The organism is Ancylobacter sonchi, assembly GCF_018390695.1.
GTDB classification, from domain to species: domain Bacteria; phylum Pseudomonadota; class Alphaproteobacteria; order Rhizobiales; family Xanthobacteraceae; genus Ancylobacter; species Ancylobacter sonchi.
In genome coordinates this window covers 466,343-482,253 of the sequence record NZ_JAHBGF010000046.1, presented here as the reverse complement: position 1 = coordinate 482,253, position 15,911 = coordinate 466,343, and the positions used below count along the sequence as shown (strand labels likewise).

The 15,911-nt window shown below is 66.9% G+C and carries 17 protein-coding genes and 1 tRNA gene; 10 read left to right on the top strand and 8 right to left on the bottom strand.

The window, feature by feature from the left end:
• Positions 1–40 precede the first annotated feature (40 nt).
• The 3 genes from KHC28_RS26410 to KHC28_RS26400 all read left to right on the top strand — a co-directional run bounded on the left by KHC28_RS26410 (position 41) and on the right by KHC28_RS26400 (position 4,101).
• The gene (locus KHC28_RS26410) at positions 41–1,678 is read left to right on the top strand and encodes a helicase HerA-like domain-containing protein (protein ID WP_214011343.1); all 1,638 of its coding nucleotides are present in this window, start codon (positions 41–43) and stop codon (positions 1,676–1,678) included.
• A 42-nt stretch (positions 1,679–1,720) separates the two neighbouring features.
• On the top strand, positions 1,721–3,103 hold the full coding sequence (locus KHC28_RS26405) for a dipeptidase (RefSeq protein WP_214011342.1): 1,383 nt from the start codon (positions 1,721–1,723) through the stop codon (positions 3,101–3,103).
• Positions 3,104–3,240: 137 nt separating this feature from the next.
• The gene (locus KHC28_RS26400; protein ID WP_214011341.1) at positions 3,241–4,101 is read left to right on the top strand and encodes a branched-chain amino acid aminotransferase; all 861 of its coding nucleotides are present in this window, start codon (positions 3,241–3,243) and stop codon (positions 4,099–4,101) included.
• A 93-nt stretch (positions 4,102–4,194) separates the two neighbouring features.
• Here KHC28_RS26400 and KHC28_RS26395 read toward each other — a convergent pair whose 3' ends face one another.
• Positions 4,195–4,398: a CsbD family protein gene (locus tag KHC28_RS26395; RefSeq protein WP_214011340.1), complete on the bottom strand. Its 204-nt coding sequence runs from the start codon at positions 4,396–4,398 to the stop codon at positions 4,195–4,197.
• Between the two features lie 93 nt (positions 4,399–4,491).
• On the opposite strand from KHC28_RS26395, the gene meaB reads away from it, so the two are divergent.
• The 3 genes from meaB (at position 4,492) to KHC28_RS26380 (ending at position 6,623) form a co-directional block, all read left to right on the top strand.
• Entirely contained in the window at positions 4,492–5,493 is a 1,002-nt protein-coding gene (gene meaB, locus KHC28_RS26390; RefSeq protein WP_214011339.1) for a methylmalonyl Co-A mutase-associated GTPase MeaB, read from the top strand.
• Between the two features lie 105 nt (positions 5,494–5,598).
• Positions 5,599–5,991: a response regulator gene (locus tag KHC28_RS26385; protein WP_214011338.1), complete on the top strand. Its 393-nt coding sequence runs from the start codon at positions 5,599–5,601 to the stop codon at positions 5,989–5,991.
• Positions 5,988–6,623: a pyroglutamyl-peptidase I gene (locus tag KHC28_RS26380; protein ID WP_246565195.1), complete on the top strand. Its 636-nt coding sequence runs from the start codon at positions 5,988–5,990 to the stop codon at positions 6,621–6,623. The genes KHC28_RS26385 and KHC28_RS26380 overlap by 4 nt, the downstream gene beginning before the upstream one ends.
• Here KHC28_RS26380 and KHC28_RS26375 read toward each other — a convergent pair.
• A complete protein-coding gene (locus tag KHC28_RS26375; protein WP_376772801.1) occupies positions 6,601–6,930 on the bottom strand; it encodes a c-type cytochrome in 330 nt (109 codons plus the stop codon). The genes KHC28_RS26380 and KHC28_RS26375 overlap by 23 nt on opposite strands.
• Before the next feature lie 128 nt (positions 6,931–7,058).
• The gene (locus KHC28_RS26370; RefSeq protein ID WP_214011336.1) at positions 7,059–8,348 is read right to left on the bottom strand and encodes a PQQ-dependent sugar dehydrogenase; all 1,290 of its coding nucleotides are present in this window, start codon (positions 8,346–8,348) and stop codon (positions 7,059–7,061) included.
• 315 nt (positions 8,349–8,663) lie between these two features.
• On the opposite strand from KHC28_RS26370, the gene KHC28_RS26365 reads away from it, so the two are divergent.
• Entirely contained in the window at positions 8,664–9,590 is a 927-nt protein-coding gene (locus KHC28_RS26365) for a sulfite exporter TauE/SafE family protein (protein ID WP_214011335.1), read from the top strand.
• Entirely contained in the window at positions 9,587–10,426 is an 840-nt protein-coding gene (locus tag KHC28_RS26360) for a TIGR02186 family protein (RefSeq protein WP_312893346.1), read from the top strand. The genes KHC28_RS26365 and KHC28_RS26360 overlap by 4 nt, the downstream gene beginning before the upstream one ends.
• A gap of 32 nt (positions 10,427–10,458) precedes the next feature.
• Here the strand turns inward: KHC28_RS26360 and KHC28_RS26355 are convergent, their stop codons facing one another.
• On the bottom strand, positions 10,459–11,877 hold the full coding sequence (locus KHC28_RS26355) for an AtzE family amidohydrolase (protein ID WP_214011334.1): 1,419 nt from the start codon (positions 11,875–11,877) through the stop codon (positions 10,459–10,461).
• Positions 11,878–11,885: 8 nt separating this feature from the next.
• Entirely contained in the window at positions 11,886–12,089 is a 204-nt protein-coding gene (locus tag KHC28_RS26350) for a DUF4089 domain-containing protein (protein ID WP_214011333.1), read from the bottom strand.
• A gap of 173 nt (positions 12,090–12,262) precedes the next feature.
• Here KHC28_RS26350 and KHC28_RS26345 point away from each other — a divergent pair.
• A tRNA-His gene (locus KHC28_RS26345) sits at positions 12,263–12,339 on the top strand.
• Positions 12,340–12,430: 91 nt separating this feature from the next.
• Here KHC28_RS26345 and KHC28_RS26340 read toward each other — a convergent pair.
• Entirely contained in the window at positions 12,431–12,958 is a 528-nt protein-coding gene (locus tag KHC28_RS26340; RefSeq protein ID WP_312893345.1) for an MgtC/SapB family protein, read from the bottom strand.
• Positions 12,959–13,137: 179 nt separating this feature from the next.
• On the opposite strand from KHC28_RS26340, the gene KHC28_RS26335 reads away from it, so the two are divergent.
• Positions 13,138–13,425 carry a hypothetical protein gene (locus KHC28_RS26335; protein ID WP_214011332.1) on the top strand — a complete coding sequence of 96 codons (288 nt, stop codon included), beginning with the start codon at positions 13,138–13,140 and terminating at the stop codon, positions 13,423–13,425.
• Between the two features lie 84 nt (positions 13,426–13,509).
• Here KHC28_RS26335 and KHC28_RS26330 read toward each other — a convergent pair whose 3' ends face one another.
• Together KHC28_RS26330 and KHC28_RS26325 are read right to left on the bottom strand one after the other, a co-directional pair.
• Entirely contained in the window at positions 13,510–14,217 is a 708-nt protein-coding gene (locus KHC28_RS26330) for a hypothetical protein (RefSeq protein ID WP_214011331.1), read from the bottom strand.
• Positions 14,218–14,856: 639 nt separating this feature from the next.
• Entirely contained in the window at positions 14,857–15,690 is an 834-nt protein-coding gene (locus tag KHC28_RS26325; protein ID WP_214011330.1) for a universal stress protein, read from the bottom strand.
• Between the last annotated feature and the right edge of the window lie 221 nt (positions 15,691–15,911).

Below are 15,911 nucleotides of genomic sequence, written 5' to 3'. Positions count from 1 at the left end.
CGCTCTATAGGCGGCGCGGAATCCACCCGAGGAGACCAACATGACCGGGGATGTCGACGGCAAGATCCTGGTGGGACGTTCGGAGAAGCCCGAATATCTCACGCTGAAGCTCGCCAACCGCCACGGCCTCGCCACCGGCGCCACCGGCACCGGCAAGACGGTGACGCTGCAGACCCTCGCGGAAGGCTTTTCCCGTGCCGGCGTCCCGGTCTTCGCCGCCGACATCAAGGGGGATCTCTCCGGCGTCGCCATGAAGGGCGACGGCCAGGAGTGGATCACCAAGCGCTGCGCCGAGATCGGCGTCGACTATGTGGCCGACGAGTTCCCGGTGGTGTTCTGGGACCTGTTCGGCGAGCAGGGCCATCCGGTGCGCGCCACCGTCACCGAGATGGGCCCGCTGCTGCTGGCGCGGCTGATGAACCTCAACGACGTGCAGGAAGGCGTGCTCAACGTCGTCTTCCGCGTCGCCGACGAGCACGGGCTGCTGCTGCTCGACCTCAAGGACCTCCGGGCGATGCTCGCCTTCGTGGCCGAGAATTCCGCCAAGCTCACCACCACCTATGGCAACGTCTCCTCCGCCACCGTCGGCGCCATCCAGCGCGCCCTGCTGGTGCTGGAAAACCAGGGCGCCGACAAGTTCTTCGGCGAGCCGGCGCTGAAGATCACCGACCTGATGCAGGTCGAGCGCCGCTCCGGCTATGGCACCATCAACATCCTCGCCGCCGACAAGCTGATGGGTTCGCCGCAGCTCTACGCCTCCTTCCTGCTCTGGCTGCTGTCGGAACTGTTCGAGCAACTGCCGGAGGTCGGCGACCCCGACAAGCCCAAGCTGGTGTTCTTCTTCGACGAGGCGCATCTGGTGTTCGACGAGGCGCCCCGCGCGCTGCTGCAGAAGATCGAGCAGGTGGTGCGGCTGATCCGCTCCAAGGGCGTCGGAGTCTATTTCGTCACGCAAAATCCGCTCGACGTGCCGGAAACCGTGCTCGCCCAGCTCGGCAACCGGGTGCAGCACGCGCTGCGCGCCTTCACTCCCCGCGACCAGAAGGCGGTGAAGGCCGCGGCCGACACCTTCCGGCCCAATCCCGCCCTGAACACCGCCCAGGTGATTACCGAGCTCGGCAAGGGCGAGGCGCTGGTGTCGATGCTGGAAGGCAATGGTACGCCCGCCATCGTGGAGCGCACGCTGATCTGCCCGCCGGCCGGCCGGGTCGGAACGGTGACGCCGGAGGAGCGCGCCGCCATCATTGCCCGCAGCCCGCTGCGCGGCGTCTACGACGAGCCGCTCGATCGCGAATCCGCTTTCGAAAAGCTGGCGAAGCGCACCGAGGAGACGGAAGTTGACGCCGGAGCCGGCAAGCCTGCTCCCAACGCGCCCGCGCCCACCGAAGCCGGCGCCGCGTCCGGCGGTGGCTGGCTCGACGACGTGCTCGGCGGCCTGTTCGGCTCGCGCTCGCCGCGCGGGCGCATGAGCGTCGGCGAGCAGGTCACCCGGCAGGTTGCTCGCGAGGTGACCAACCAGGTCACCAAGGCCATCCTGCGCAACGTGCTCGGCGGGCGCTCGCGCTCCACCCGCGCCGTCTCCTCGACGCCGGCACGCAGTTCATCGAGCAAGGCGAGCGCCGGCGACGACTTCTCGCAGATCTTCGACGATTTCTCCGGGAGCGGCGGCCGCAAATAGGCCGCAGCCCCTTCGCCTTCCTTCCAGTCCGAGACCCTTGCCATGTCCGATCTCGACCGCGTCCTCGCCGCCGTGGATGCCGATCTCGATGCCAGCCTCGAACGCCTGTTCGCCTTCCTGGCCATCCCCTCGATCTCGACCGACCGCAGCTATGCGCCGGACTGCCGCAAGGCCGGCCAGTGGCTCGCCGACGACCTCGTAGGCCTCGGCCTCGCGACCCGGCTGAACGATACGCCCGGCCATCCCATCGTCACCGGAAAATCGAGCCTCGGCGCCGCGCGGCGCGTGCTGTTCTACGGCCACTACGACGTGCAGCCGGTCGACCCGCTGAACCTGTGGGAGAACCCGCCCTTCGAGCCGAAGATCGTCGAGGGGCCGAACGGGGTGAAGCGGATCGTCGCCCGCGGCTCCTCGGACGACAAGGGTCAGGTGATGACCTTCGTCGAGGCCTGCCGCGCCTATCTCAAGGTCACCGGCACCCTGCCCGTCGACGTCACCATCATGGTGGAGGGCGAGGAAGAGAACGGCTCCGGCAACCTGCCGCCCTTCCTCGAAAGCCATAAGGAAGAGCTGAAGGCCGATGTCGCCCTCGTCTGCGACACCAGCATGTGGGATGCGAAAACCCCGGCCATCACCATCTCGCTGCGCGGGCTGATGCATGACGAGATCGTCGTCACCTGCGCCAATCGCGACCTGCATTCCGGCTATTACGGCGGTGCCGCGGCCAACCCGCTGCATGTGCTGTCGACGATCATCGCCGCCGTGCACGGACCGGATGGCCACATCGCGATTCCCGGCTTCTATGACGGCGTCGTCGAGCCGCCGGACGAGGTGAAGGCGCAGTGGAATTCGCTCGGCATGACGTCCGAGAGCTTCCTCGGCCCGATCGGCCTGTCGCAGCCGATCGGCGAGAAGGGCCGTTCGCTCGTCGAGATGACCACCTCGCGCCCGACCTTCGAGGTCAACGGCATGTGGGGCGGCTATATCGGCGAGGGCTCGAAGACGGTGATCCCCTCGATCGCCACCGCCAAGATCTCCTGCCGCCTTGTCGCCGGCCAGGATCCTATCCACGTCCGCGACGCGGTGCGCGCCTTCGTGCGCGCCCAGCTGCCGGCCGACTGCTCGGTGGCGTTCCTCAGCGGCGAAGGCTCGCCCGCCGTCGCCGTCTCGCACGACAATCCGAACCTCGCCAAGGCGACCGCCGCGCTCAAGGACGAATGGGGCAAGCCCGCCGTGGTCATCGGCGCCGGCGGCTCGATCCCGATCGTCGGCCATTTCAAGAAGACGCTGGGGCAGGACGCGCTGATGATCGGCTTCGCGCTCGATGACGACCGCATCCATTCGCCGAACGAGAAATACGACCTCGCCTCGTTCCACAAGGGCATCCGCTCCTGGGTGCGCATCCTCGCCGCTCTGGCGAGCTGAGCGTCCCTCGCCGGAAGGATCGGTTGCGCCGAAAGGACGAGGAAAAGCGGCGCCCGCCGCCTCGATCTTTCGCTATGGCGCGGCCTCGACGGATGTTCGACTGACACGTGTTCGACTGACGCTTGGGAGTGCATGAAATGATCGGCGAGTGGTCGCAGACCTGGACCTTCCTGGACGGTGCCTGGCACGAGGGCAACGTGCCGATCATGGGCGTACGCACCCATGCCGCCTGGCTCGGCACCTCGGTATTCGACGGCGCCCGCGCCTTCGAGGGCGTGACGCCCGACCTCGACCTGCATTGCGCTCGCATCAACCGCTCGGCGCTCGCTATGGGGCTGAAGCCGGTCGTCTCGGTCGAGCGCTGGATGGAGCTCACCGCCGAGGGGCTCCAGCGCTTCGCCCCGGACGCAGCGCTGTATATCCGGCCGATGTACTGGGCCGAGTTCCCCGGCGCACGCACCGTCGATGCCGATGCGGATTCCACCCGCTGGTGCCTCAGCCTCTATGAGGCGCCGATGCCGGCGGCGGAGCGCGGAACCTCCATCACCCTGTCGCCGTTCCGTCGGCCGACGGTGGAATGCGCCGTGACCGATGCCAAGGCCGGCGCGCTCTATCCCAACAACGCCCGGGCGCTGGTCGAATGCCACCGCCGCGGCTTCGACAATGCGGCGCTGTGCGACATGCTCGGCAACGTGGCCGAGCTGGCCACCGCCAACATCTTCATGGTGAAGGACGGCGTCGCGCTGACCCCCGCCGCCAACGGCACCTTCCTCGCCGGCATCACCCGCACCCGCACCATGGGGCTGATGCGGCAGGCCGGCATCGAGGTGGTCGAGGCGTCGCTGCGCTGGGACGACTTCAAGGCGGCCGACGAGCTGTTCACCACCGGCAACTATTCCAAGGTCTCGCCGATCACCCGCATCGAGGATCGCGAACTCCAGCCGGGTCCGGTGTTCCGCCACGCCCGCCAGCTCTATTGGGACTTCGCCCATAGCTGAGGCCGGTCGACCGGCTCGGCCCATCAATCGAAACGGCCGGGACGATGCCCGGCCGCCGCCTGTTGCGAATGACGCCGTACCCGGCGCGTTCGGTCACATCTTGTAGCGACCGCTCCACTCGTCGACCTGACGCTTCGCCTCGTCCTTGGCGATGCCGTAGCGCTCCTGCAATACGCCTTCCAGTTCCTCGCGCTTGCCGTGCAGGCGGTCGAGGTCGTCGTCGGTCAGCTTGCCCCATTGCTGGCGCACCTGGCCCTTGACCTGCTTCCAATTGCCTTCGATACGGTCCCAATTCATGGCGTTTATCTCCATTGAAACATTGGCTTGCCGTGCCTCGTCAGGCTCGGTCGCGGCTGCTAGCATTGCCCCGACAACGTCCGGGACCCGATTTTGATCCACGCGCCCGCCCTCCCCTCGCTCGACGAACTCGTCGACGGCGTGCGCGCCGGGCGCCGGGCGATGCTGGCCCGCGCCATCACGCTGGTCGAATCGCGCAACCCCGTCCATCGCGCCCTCGCCGAGCCGTTGCTGCAGGCCCTGCTGCCGTTTACCGGCACCGCCCGGCGTGTCGGCATCACCGGCGTGCCCGGCGTCGGCAAGTCGACCACCATCGATTCGCTCGGCTCATTGCTGATCGGCAAGGGTCATCGCGTGGCGGTGCTCGCCGTCGATCCGTCCTCGACCCGTACCGGCGGCTCCATCCTCGGCGACAAGACCCGGATGGCGCGGCTGTCGGTCGACGAGCACGCCTTCGTGCGCCCCTCGCCCTCGGCGGGCACGCTCGGCGGCGTCGCCGCCCGCACCCGCGAGACGCTGCTGCTGTGCGAGGCCGCCGGCTATGATGTGGTGCTAGTGGAGACGGTCGGCGTCGGCCAGTCCGAGACCGCCGTCGCCGACATGACGGATACCTTCCTGGTGCTGATGCTTCCCGGCGCCGGCGACGAGTTGCAGGGCCTGAAGAAGGGCATCCTCGAACTCGCCGACATCGTGGCGGTCAACAAGGCGGATGGCGACGGCCTCAACCGTGCCCGCGCCGCCGCCGCCGAGTACCGCGCCGCGCTGCAGGTGCTCGGCGTGCGCGAGCCGCACTGGTCCACGCCGGTGCTCGCCTGCTCCGGCCTCACCGGCGAGGGGCTGGAGGCATTGTGGCAGCAGGTCGAGCTGCATGGCGAGCGGTCACGGCAGGCCGGCGCCTTCACGGCACGGCGCAGCGCCCAGCAGGTCCGCTGGATGTGGACGTTGCTCGACGAGCGCATTCGCGAGCGCATCCGCACCGACGTGGCGCTGCGGGACGAGGTGCCGGCGATCTCCGCCGAGGTGGCGGCCGGCCGGCTCGCTCCCGGCAGCGGCGCGGCACGCATCGCCGCGCGACTCGGGCTTGAGCCGACCTGAAAAAGGCGGAATGCTCGGCTCACTTCTGCACAGTCGCCGGGAATGCTGGCCACTAAGATTAGGTGGCGGTGCTCCGGGCGCGATGACGGGGCGATGGGAAGCAAGATGGAAAACGACAACCGGCTCGCCGGACGAGGTGTTTTCGTCGTCGAGGACGAGCCGTTGGTCGCCCTGATGATCGAGGCCATGATCGAGGAACTCGGCGCGGTGGTGATCGGCAGCGCCCGCCGCCTGCCCGACGCGCTCGATTTCGTCGCCGCGCGCCATCGCGACATCGATGTCGCCCTGCTTGATCTCAATCTCGGCGGCATCGCCAGCTACGATGTGGCGCAGGCGGCCAGCGACCAGGGTATTCCGGTAGTATTTTCCACTGGCTATGATGACGAGGCGATCAGCGAGCCATGGCGCAGCCTGCCGCTGCTGTCCAAGCCGTTCCAGCTCGCCCAGTTGGAGGACGCGCTCGCTTTGGCCGTCGCTTCCCGCGACGGGCGCGGATGAGCGCTGCCGAAACGCCGCATATTCTCGTCACCGGCTTCGGACCGTTTCCCGGCGCGCCGGCCAATCCGGCCGCCGGGCTGGCGCGCGACCTCGTGAGGCTGCGGCGGCCCGCACTCGCCGGCACGCGGCGCAGCCTGCGCGTCCTGCCGACGCTGTGGGAGGAAACCGCGGCCTTCCCGCCGGTCCTTGACGCCCTCGCACCCGACATCGTGCTGATGATCGGCCTCGCCGCCCGCCGACGGACGGTGTCGGTCGAGCTGTTGGGCCGCAACCGCACGCGGCTGTTTCCCGACGCGGCGCGGCGCCATCCGCCCGCTCCCCGCTTCGAGGCAGGAGCCCCCGCCACCCGCCATTGCAGCGCCGTCCCCGTGCCGCTGCTGCACGCGCTGGCTGCGGCCGGCGTGCCGGCCCGGCTCTCGCGCGATGCCGGCGGCTATGTGTGCAATGCCCTCAGCTGGAGCGCCTATGGCTGGGCGCGGCGGGACGCGCGTATGCCCCTCGCGGTGTTCGTTCACATCCCCCGCCCACGCACGGGCGGCCCGCTCGACCGTGCCCGCCTGCTGCGCGGCCTCGGTAACCTGATGGTAGCGCTGGTCGCCCAGCACCGGCTCAGGGCGGCAGCTGCACGCTGATCTCGATCGAGGCGTACCAGGCGGCGAAATTGGCGATGTCGTCGTCGGACAGCTCCTTGGTCACGACCGTCATCATCTCGTTGACCCGCTTGCCAGAGCGGAATTCCTCCAGCGCCTTGGCGAGGTACATCTCGACCTGGCCGGCGAGATTGGGCGCCTCCGGGTGCTGCGACATGCCGTTGGCGCCGTGGCAGACGGCACATTGCTGGCTGGCCTTGGCCCGGCCGGCGGCGGCATCGCCGGCGGAAGCCGGTGCTCCGGCGAACACCACGCCGGCAATAGCCAGCGCGCCAGGCAATCTTCGCACCAAGGGTCGAGAAAAGAGACAGGCCGCCGCGCGCGGCAGCGGTCTCCACATCCGCATCATGAATAGCTTTCCACGCTTGTCGGGGAAGGACCGCGGCGGCGTCCGCCGCGGTCCGGGGCACCGTGCCGTCACTCGCCGTAGGAGATGCGGTAGATCGCACCCGACGTGTCGTCCGAGACCAGCAGCGAGCCGTCATTGAGTTGCGCCACCGAGGCCGGGCGACCGAGATATTCGCCGTTGGCCGTCAGCCAACCCTCGGCGAACGGCTCGCTCTTGCCGGCGGTGCCGTCTTCCTTCACCTCGGTGAACATCACCCGCGCGCCCACCGGCACGGTCCGGTTCCAGGAGCCGTGCTGCACCGAGAACACGCCGCCGCGATACTTCGCCGGGAACTGGTTGCCGGAGTAGAAGGTCATGCCGAGATCGGCGGCATGCGCCGCCATCTCCACCTGCGGCTTCACCGAATCCGCCGGCGGCTCCTTGTCCTTGTACTCGACCGTGCGCACCGAGCCGCCGCCATAATAGGGGAAGCCGAAGGTCTGCCCGGCCTTCTCGGCGCGGTTGAGCTCGCCGGGCGGGATGTCGTCGCCCATGCCGTCGACCTGGTTGTCGGTGAACCAGAGGGTCTTGTCCTTGGGGTTGAAGTCCATCCCGACCGAATTGCGGATGCCCCAGGCGTAGACGTCGCGGTTCTTGCCGTCACGGTCCATCTTCACGATGCCGCCGATGCCGACCTTCTTGTAGAGGTCGTATTTCTCCGGCGCGAACACGTTGAAGGGCTGGCCAAGCGTTATGTAAAGCTTGTCGTCCGGCCCGATGCGGCAGACGCGGGCGGTGTGGTTGTAGGATTCCTCCTCCTTCGGGATGAGGTCGCCCTGCTTGACCACCACGAAGGCGGCGACGTCCGGCCCCTCGTAGAAGAACTCGGCGGCCGGGAACAGCAGCACGCGGTTCTGCTCGACGATGTACAGGAAGCCGTCCTTGGAGAAGCACACGCCGTGCGGCAGCTTCATCTGGATGGAGGGCGCGAAGGGTTTCACCTCGTCGGCGACGCGGTCCTTGTCGCGATCGGTCACCGCCCAGACCCGCGACTTGCGGGTACCGACGAACACCACGCCGGCCGACGGCCCGACCGCCATCTCGCGCGCATCCGGCACGATGGCGTAGAGCTTGATCTTGAAGCCATCCGGCAGCTTGATGCCGGCCAGCGTCTTGTTGAAGGCCGCGACGCGCGGCCCGTCCTGCGGCACTACCGGCAGTTCCGCCGTGCCTGTGGACTGGAAATTCGACAGCTTCTCCAGATTGTCGGTGGCCTGCGCGCTTGCCGCGCCCTGCCCCACACCCACCAGCAAAGCGCCAGCCATTACCGTCGAGCCCAGCAGCGCGCGCAGGCGCCGGCCCGTTTCCTTGGTCGTCATGCAAGTATCCTCCCAGGCATCCGGGCCTCGTCCGGGCCCGTTCCGCAAGGGAGTATTACTATGATCCGGCGAAATGGAAGCACATTTTACGTAGAAAATATTCTATAATAATTTATACATCGCTGCGCTGCGGTATAATACTGAAAAACATCAAATATAGATGCAACCATTAATCTTGACTTCCCTTCCATCGAACGGGGAGCGGGTGCACACGCGGGCTACACGGCCGCCATCGCCCGGCTCCGCTCATCACCTGTTAGCGGAAATCTGCTAAGCGGGACGCACGCCTATCGCTCTGACCGAGATCCGACGCGCGTGACCATCTACCTGCCGATCGCCGAATTGCCGGTGAACATCTTCACCCTGCTCGCCCTGGGCATCGCGGTGGGCTTCATCTCCGGCATGTTCGGGGTGGGCGGCGGATTCCTCATGACGCCGCTGCTCATCTTCCTCGGCGTCGCGCCGGCGGTGGCGGTGGCGAGCGTGTCGACCCACATGGCCGCCTCGTCCTTTTCCGGCACGCTCAACTATCTGCGACGACGGCTGGTGGACGTGCAGCTCGGCCTTGTGCTGCTGGCCGGCGGCCTCACCGGCACGCTGATGGGCGTGCTGGCCTTCATGCTGCTGCGTCGCTTCGGGCAGCTCGACCTGTTCATCGCCCTGTCCTACATCGCGCTGCTCGGCGCGGTCGGCACGCTGATGGTGATCGAGAGCCTGCGCGCACTCCTGCGCAACTGGCGCGGCGAACCGGCCCGGATACGCCGCCCGGGCGCGCATCCCTGGTTCCTGCGCATGCCGTTCAAGATGCGCTTCCGCCAGTCGCGCATCTATGTCTCGATCATTCCCGTGCTCGCCATCGGTTTCTCGATCGGCTTTCTCGGCGCGCTGATGGGCATTGGCGGCGGCTTCCTGCTGGTGCCGGCACTCATCTATCTACTGCGCGTGCCGACGCTCACCTCGGTCGCCACCTCGCTGATGCTCACCCTCGTCACCATGGCGGCGGCGATCGTCCTGCATGCGGTGCTCAACCAGACGGTCGATGCGGTGCTCGGCCTGGTGCTGATGGTCGGCGGCACCATCGGCGCCCAATTCGGTGCCCGCGCCGGCCAGGCGATGAAGGCGGAGAATCTGCGCCTGCTGCTCGGCCTGCTGGTGCTCGGCGTCGGACTGCGGGTGGCGGCCGACCAGATCCGCCAGCCGGCCGATCTCTATGCCGTCACCATTGACGAGACGGACCGGTGAGCCGCGCCGCCGCCCTCGCCCGGCTCGTCGCGGCGGCGGCCTGCCCAGCGAGGCTCGTCCCGGCCATGCTCGGTATCGCCGCGCTCGGCCTCGTCGCTGCCCCGCCGGTGCAAGCGCAGCCGGCACCGGAACCGCAGGGGCTCGTCCTGTCGCTGTCCAAGGCGCGGGTGACGATCACCTCCAGCTTTTCCGGCGACAGTATCGTGCTGTTCGGCGTCACGCCCGACCAGCACGGCGTCGCTCCGCCGCCGGATGTGGTGGTGACTGTACGTGGGCCGAACCAGAGCTTCGTCACCTGGAAGAAGGCGCGGCGCTTCGGCCTGTGGACCAATGTCGAGAGCCGCTCCTTCCTCGCCGCGCCGAGCTATCTCGCGGTTCTCAGCAACCGGCCACCGGCCGAGATGGCGGATGCCGACACGCTGCGGCAGGAGCAGGCCGGCTTCGTCAACAACCGCCTGATCCAGCGCGTCGGCACGGACTATGCGGACGTGGTGCCGGGCGACCCGTTCCGGCAGGCCTTCCTGAGGGTGAAGCAGTCGCAGGGGCTCTATTTCGAGCGCACCGAGGCGGTGGAGTTCATCGCCCCGCACGTCTTCCGCGCGGTGATCCCGATTCCCGGCACCGCCCCGATCGGCACCTATGACGTGCAGGTGAAGCTGTTCCAGGACCGCGAGCTCATTGCCCGCGGCATGCTGCCTCTCGAAGTCGCCAAGGTGGACTTCGAGCAATCCGTCGCCACCGCCGCGCAGCAGCATCCCTTCTTCTACGGTCTCGCGACCATGCTCGGCGCGCTCGCCGTCGGCTTCGTCGCCAATCTGGCGTTCCGCCGCGACTGAGCGCCGCCAGGACTAAACGCCCCTCGCCAGCGCTAGACCACCGGCTCCGGCGCATAGGCCACGCCTGCCGCCTCCAGCGCCCGCGCCGCCCGCAGCGCGGCTTCCTCGCGCCAAGGCGCGGCGATGAGCTGCACGCTGATCGGCAACGGTCCGCCACCGGGGATCGGCGCTGCCACCACCGGCAGGCCGATGAAGGAGATCGGCTGGGTGTAGATGCCGATATTCGGCCGCACCAGCATCTCCTTGCCGTCGAGCACGAAGGTCGCCTGGCCGCTGCGCGGCGCCGGCACCGGCGTCGCCGGGGCGATGAGCACGTCGAACTCGGCGAACAGCTCCACCGCCCGGTCATGGAACCAGCGGCGGAAGTTCTGCGCCTTCACGATCATCCCAGCCGGCAGTACCGCGCCGGCGAGCAGGCGCTCGCGCACCGCCGGGTCGAAATCGGCCGGCCGGTTGCGCAGCCGGTCGCGGTGCAGCGCCGCCCCTTCCGCCATGGTGATGACATAGGCGCTGGCCCGTGCCCGCTCGACCTCGGGCAGCTCGACTATCCGCGTGGCGCCGAGCGCGGCGGCGGCGCGGGCGACGGCGTCATAAGCCTGCGGCGTTCCCTGTCGGGCGAACCAGCCGCCGAGAATGCCGACGCGCAGCCCCTCGCCGCCGCGCTCAAGCTCCGGCAAGGTCGGCAACGCCGCCACGTCGGCCACCGCCGGATCGTCGGCATCGGCACCGGTGAGCGCGTCATAGGTCGCGGCGAGATCAGCGACGGTGCGGGCGAAGGGGCCGAGATGGTCCAGGCTCGCCACGAAGGGGAAGCTGCGCGCCCGCGACAGCCTTCCATAGGTCGGCTTCAGCCCGAAAATGCCGCAGAATGAGGACGGCACCCGGATCGAGCCGTTGGTGTCGGAGCCCAGCGACAGCGGCACCAGCTTGCCGCCCACCGCCGAGCCCGAGCCGCCGGACGAGCCGCCGGACATGTGGCCGAGATCGTGCGGATTGCGGGAATTACCGGCATGGCGGTTCTCGCCGGTGAAATCATAGGCATATTCGCCCATGTTGAGCGCGCCGAGGCACACCGCTCCGGCAGCGACCATCCGCTCCACCAGCGTCGCGTCCCGGCCCGCCGCCGGCCGGTCGGCGTTGATCTTCGAGCCGGCCAGCGTCGGCAGGCCCTTCAGGTCGAACAGGTTCTTCACCGCGAAGGGCACGCCGGCGAGCGGGCCGAGCGCCACGCCCGCCGCCCGCGCCGTGTCGATGGCATCGGCCTCAGCGAGCGCGCGCACCGCGGTGACATGGGTGAAGGCATTGAGCTTCGGATCGACGGCGGCGATCCGCGCCAGCGCCGCCTCGCAAATGGCACGCGCGGAAACGCGTCCTCCGCGCACCGCCTCCGCTATGGCGAGCGCCGACCCGGCGGCAAGTTCGGCAATGGTGGAAGGCGAATCCACGGACATGGTCGCGCTCATGGACGATACACCGGGGCCGGTTCCGCCTCGTCGGGAAGCGGGAAGTCTTCGACGAGCCGCCCCATGGCCAGCGCCATGTCGAGATGCATCAGCACCCTCGGCCGCAGCACGGCCTCCAGCGGCAGCTCGGCCAGCGCCAGCGCCGCGTCGAGATAGGCTCCGAGATCGCCGGGCCGCCTGCCCGTCCGGTCGTCCGTCACATCTGCCTCCCTGGCGCCGGTCCGGCGCCGCCTCGCCAATTCAGGAAACGTGCCACGCCTGCCAGGGTGCGGCGAGGCGAAAGCAGGCCTCTATCCCAAGGATTTTGCGTGCGAGCGCTTGGCGCCCTTGCAAAGCGCCGTTCGCCCGATTAGGTTCCGCGCCGTTCTGGCATGCAGGTGTAGCTCAGTTGGTTAGAGCGCCGGTCTGTGGAACCGGAGGTCGGTGGTTCGAGCCCACCCACCTGTACCACCAAGCCCTGAACAAGCTGCCCCGCGAAAGCGCCTGAGTGCGCATCTGCGCCTCGGCCCACCGGCCGTGGTCCGCGCACGGACGCGCGGCATCAGCCGTCGCCCGCGTCCTCACGAGCTGGCCGATCAGCGAGGGATGCGGCGTCAGCCTTCGGCGATTCGCCGGCGCGCGGCTCGAATAGCCGCTCCAGCGGCCGGATCAGCGCCAGCAGGATAAGCGTCACCGCGAGCCCCAGCACGATGAGATGCCAGCTGGCGAGTGCGCAGGCGACGCCCAGCGCCGCCGTCACCCACACGGTGGCAGCCGTCGTTAATCCATGAACCTCGCGCTCGCGACTGTCGCGCAGCACCACGCCGGCACCGAGAAAGCCGATGCCGGTCAGCACGCCCTGAATGATGCCCTGCACCACGCGGCTGGTGGCGTCCGGGTGGCCGGCGATCCCGTCGACCTGCATCGCGGTCAGAGAGATCAGCGCCGCCCCCATGCAGACCAGCCCGAGCGTGCGCATACCGGTCGGCTTGCCACGTAGATCGCGATTGAGGCCGATGAGCATGCCGCAGGCGACCGCCACCAGCAGCCGCAGCAACGCCTCGATATCGGTTGGCCGCAGCAGATCCACCTGGCCTCTCCCGTCCCGCGCCCCGCCGACCCCGCGCAGCGACGATCCCGACGATATACGTGCCCGCCGGCAAGACCACGCACGCGCTATTGATTACGTTACGAAACGAGTGCGGCGATAATCGGCGGCGTGAGCGGCGATAATCGCGGCGTGATCGGACATTCGAGCGAGGCTAGGCCATGCGCACTGTTTTTCTGTCCCTGCCGTTCCTTCTCATGGCGCCGTCGGCGTTCGCGCAAGCGATGCCGAATTCGCTGAACATGACCTGCACGGCGACCAGCGGCCTCGTCCGCCAGCACGGGGCGATCGTCATCGGCACCGGCCCGAACGTATTTGACCGCTATGTCGCCAACCAGCGCTACTGCGACATCCAGCAGGTCACCACCCCCGTCTGGTTGCAGACCTCGGACAACCCGCAATGCTTCATCGGCTATCGCTGCCGCGAGCGCATCATCCACACGCGCTGACGGCATTGGGCGCGGCGGCGTCGGATCGGCGCTAAGCCGGTCCGACGCCGCCGTTACGCCACCGCGCCTGAAGCTGGACTGACGTCACATCGCCATGGCGTGTGCGACCGGGGGTGCCGAAGCGGCCAGCGCATCGAGCCTTTTGGCCCGCCGCTTCACGAGCACGCGGTAAGGCTTCACTTCATTCTGGAGCTTTTCCTGCCACAACGGGAATGTTGTGCGGGGTTCAGCATGATGCTCACTGGTCGACTTAGGCAAATACTCCGACCTATATTCATAATTTTTGTCGAGCATATCTTTGTCGACCCGGAAGCATTTTATTTTTCTATCTTTTATCAAATTTGCTTCAAGTAAATTGTTAAAGCTTACGCATCTCTTGTTACGAGCAGCATGACGAATGTCGATATAATCGGCAATTTCTTGCATTTTCTCGACAGAAACATCCGCAAATTGCGACGTCACACGACAGAACGTCTCATCACGTAACGGACATGGCTGCGGCATCAAAACGCAAATGCTGCTGACGCTTCTTGTATTTTGGCTTTTGTCGATTATTTCTTCAATAAATTTGTTAAATGAATTTATTATTTCTCCGAAGAAATTATCTTCGTCTATCTCCATCCGTTCACAAAACTTTCTATAGTAACCAAACTCTACGTCGACTTCTCCAAAATGGAGAAGAAGAACCTTAGGTATAGGTATCAGAGCCAAATTACGAACAACTTCGCCATGGCCAATAACGGACTTCGGATTCGACAGCCCCTTCATCGAGGAGGCTGAAAATACATTCACCGAAAAATTTCCGTGAACGTCAAATTTAAACTGACGGGTGCTCGACGACCCACAAAACATAAACATAAACTAATCCCTCAGCCTTATGACGTTAGTACAATATTGTAAGCGTTTTAAGGATGAAGCAGGCACCACACGCATTTGCGGTCGATGCCATCGCCTTGGGAAAGGTCTCATGACTGTTCAATCAACGCAATATCATCGACCTATCGATCGAACGTATCGGTCGCATTTAGGGAATCCGAACGATAGAACATAGACTATCGTTGTAAGACCCTACGACATGATAGCTGAACAGCAGCGTCATCCCACTCGATAAGCCGCATGGCAGGCGGGGTTCGGCGCCGGCGTGCCGAGGTCTCGCAGCACGGCGGAAACCTGACCGATGACAAGGGGCCGAGCCCTCGACGGCCTCGGTTGAGGCCGCGAGCTCGGGTGGGTCAGCCAAGCTGCTGGGTGGTCGTGCCGGTTGGCATGGCGGGCTGGGCCGCTCGGCACGGATCGCTCCGTCGCCATGATTCGCAGCCGGACATCGACCGCCCTCGCCGGCGGCGACACACGCCGCATTACGCGGCGATCAGCAAAAAAGGGCGGCGCAAGCGCCGCCCTTTTGTCATCCGAGGTGTAACGAACCTTCGCTCAGTGCGCGAGCAACAGCGGAACGGTCATGCGCTCCAGCATGTCGCGGGTGACGCCGCCCAGCACGAATTCGCGCAGCCGCGAGTGGCCGTAGCCGCCCATCACCACCAGGTCGATCTCGCGCTCGGCGATCTCCTTCAGGAGCACGTCGACGATGCCCTCGTCGCTCGCCGGCACCAGACGACGCAGCTCGACATTCTTGTCGTGGCGCGCCAGATGCTCGGCCAGATCAGCGCCCGGCAGGCGGCCCGGCTTGGACTTGCCGGTGTCGACCACCACCACCTCGACGAAATCCGCCTTCTCGACCAGCGACCGCGCCTCGGACACCGCACGGGCGGAGGCCCGGCCGCCGTCCCACGCCACCAGGATGCGGCGGGCGGCGAAGGGCTTCGACTGCTTGGTCGGCACCAGCAGCACCGAGCGCCCGGATTCGAACAGCACCGCCTCGGCGATCACTTCCTCGGGGCCCATCCGGTCCGGATCGGACTGGCCGACGATGGTGACGTCGAACAACCGCGCCATCGAGCCGATCTGCTCGGCGGCGCCGCCCGGCGTGCCGTCGATGTTGCGCACCTCGGCGGTGATGCCGACCGCGCGCGCCGCCTCCCCGAAGCGATCCACCGCCAGCTTGGCGAGGCGCTGGCCTTCGGCGCGCTGCGCCTCGAGGAAATCGGTGGAGAAGGCTTCGGTGTAGACCGGCGGAATGTCGATGTCGTAGCTCACCGCCACCGCCGTGAGATGCGCCCCGAGAGCCGCCGCCGCCGATACCGCGTAGTCCTTGGTGGCATCCACCCCCTCGCCGACGCTGAGGCTGACGAGAATGTCCTTGATCATGCCTTCCTCCACTTACATGACTTGATCATTGTTACCTCCCACAAGGTGGCCCCGCCTTGACCGGCGTCAAGCCCATTCGGCGCGTCCGGGTATTTTGACCGCGGCGGCTCTCGCGCCGGGGGAACCGGACGCGCTATGAGGACGGGCCGACGCCTTCGCGCCCGGCGAGCCCGACTTCGTACGGGCCTCGCCGAGAGCGCGCCCTCGAATGGAGAACCCCG

Coding starts and splice junctions, on each gene's coding strand:
- KHC28_RS26325 (WP_214011330.1), bottom strand. CDS start 15,690: ATGATCAAGGACATTCTCGTCAGCCTCAGCGTCGGCGAGGGGGTGGAT.
- KHC28_RS26380 (WP_246565195.1), top strand. CDS start 5,988: ATGAGCGCTGCCGAAACGCCGCATATTCTCGTCACCGGCTTCGGACCG.
- KHC28_RS26410 (WP_214011343.1), top strand. CDS start 41: ATGACCGGGGATGTCGACGGCAAGATCCTGGTGGGACGTTCGGAGAAG.
- KHC28_RS26395 (WP_214011340.1), bottom strand. CDS start 4,398: ATGAATTGGGACCGTATCGAAGGCAATTGGAAGCAGGTCAAGGGCCAG.
- KHC28_RS26405 (WP_214011342.1), top strand. CDS start 1,721: ATGTCCGATCTCGACCGCGTCCTCGCCGCCGTGGATGCCGATCTCGAT.
- KHC28_RS26400 (WP_214011341.1), top strand. CDS start 3,241: ATGATCGGCGAGTGGTCGCAGACCTGGACCTTCCTGGACGGTGCCTGG.
- KHC28_RS26335 (WP_214011332.1), top strand. CDS start 13,138: ATGCGCACTGTTTTTCTGTCCCTGCCGTTCCTTCTCATGGCGCCGTCG.
- KHC28_RS26370 (WP_214011336.1), bottom strand. CDS start 8,348: ATGACGACCAAGGAAACGGGCCGGCGCCTGCGCGCGCTGCTGGGCTCG.
- KHC28_RS26355 (WP_214011334.1), bottom strand. CDS start 11,877: ATGTCCGTGGATTCGCCTTCCACCATTGCCGAACTTGCCGCCGGGTCG.
- KHC28_RS26385 (WP_214011338.1), top strand. CDS start 5,599: ATGGAAAACGACAACCGGCTCGCCGGACGAGGTGTTTTCGTCGTCGAG.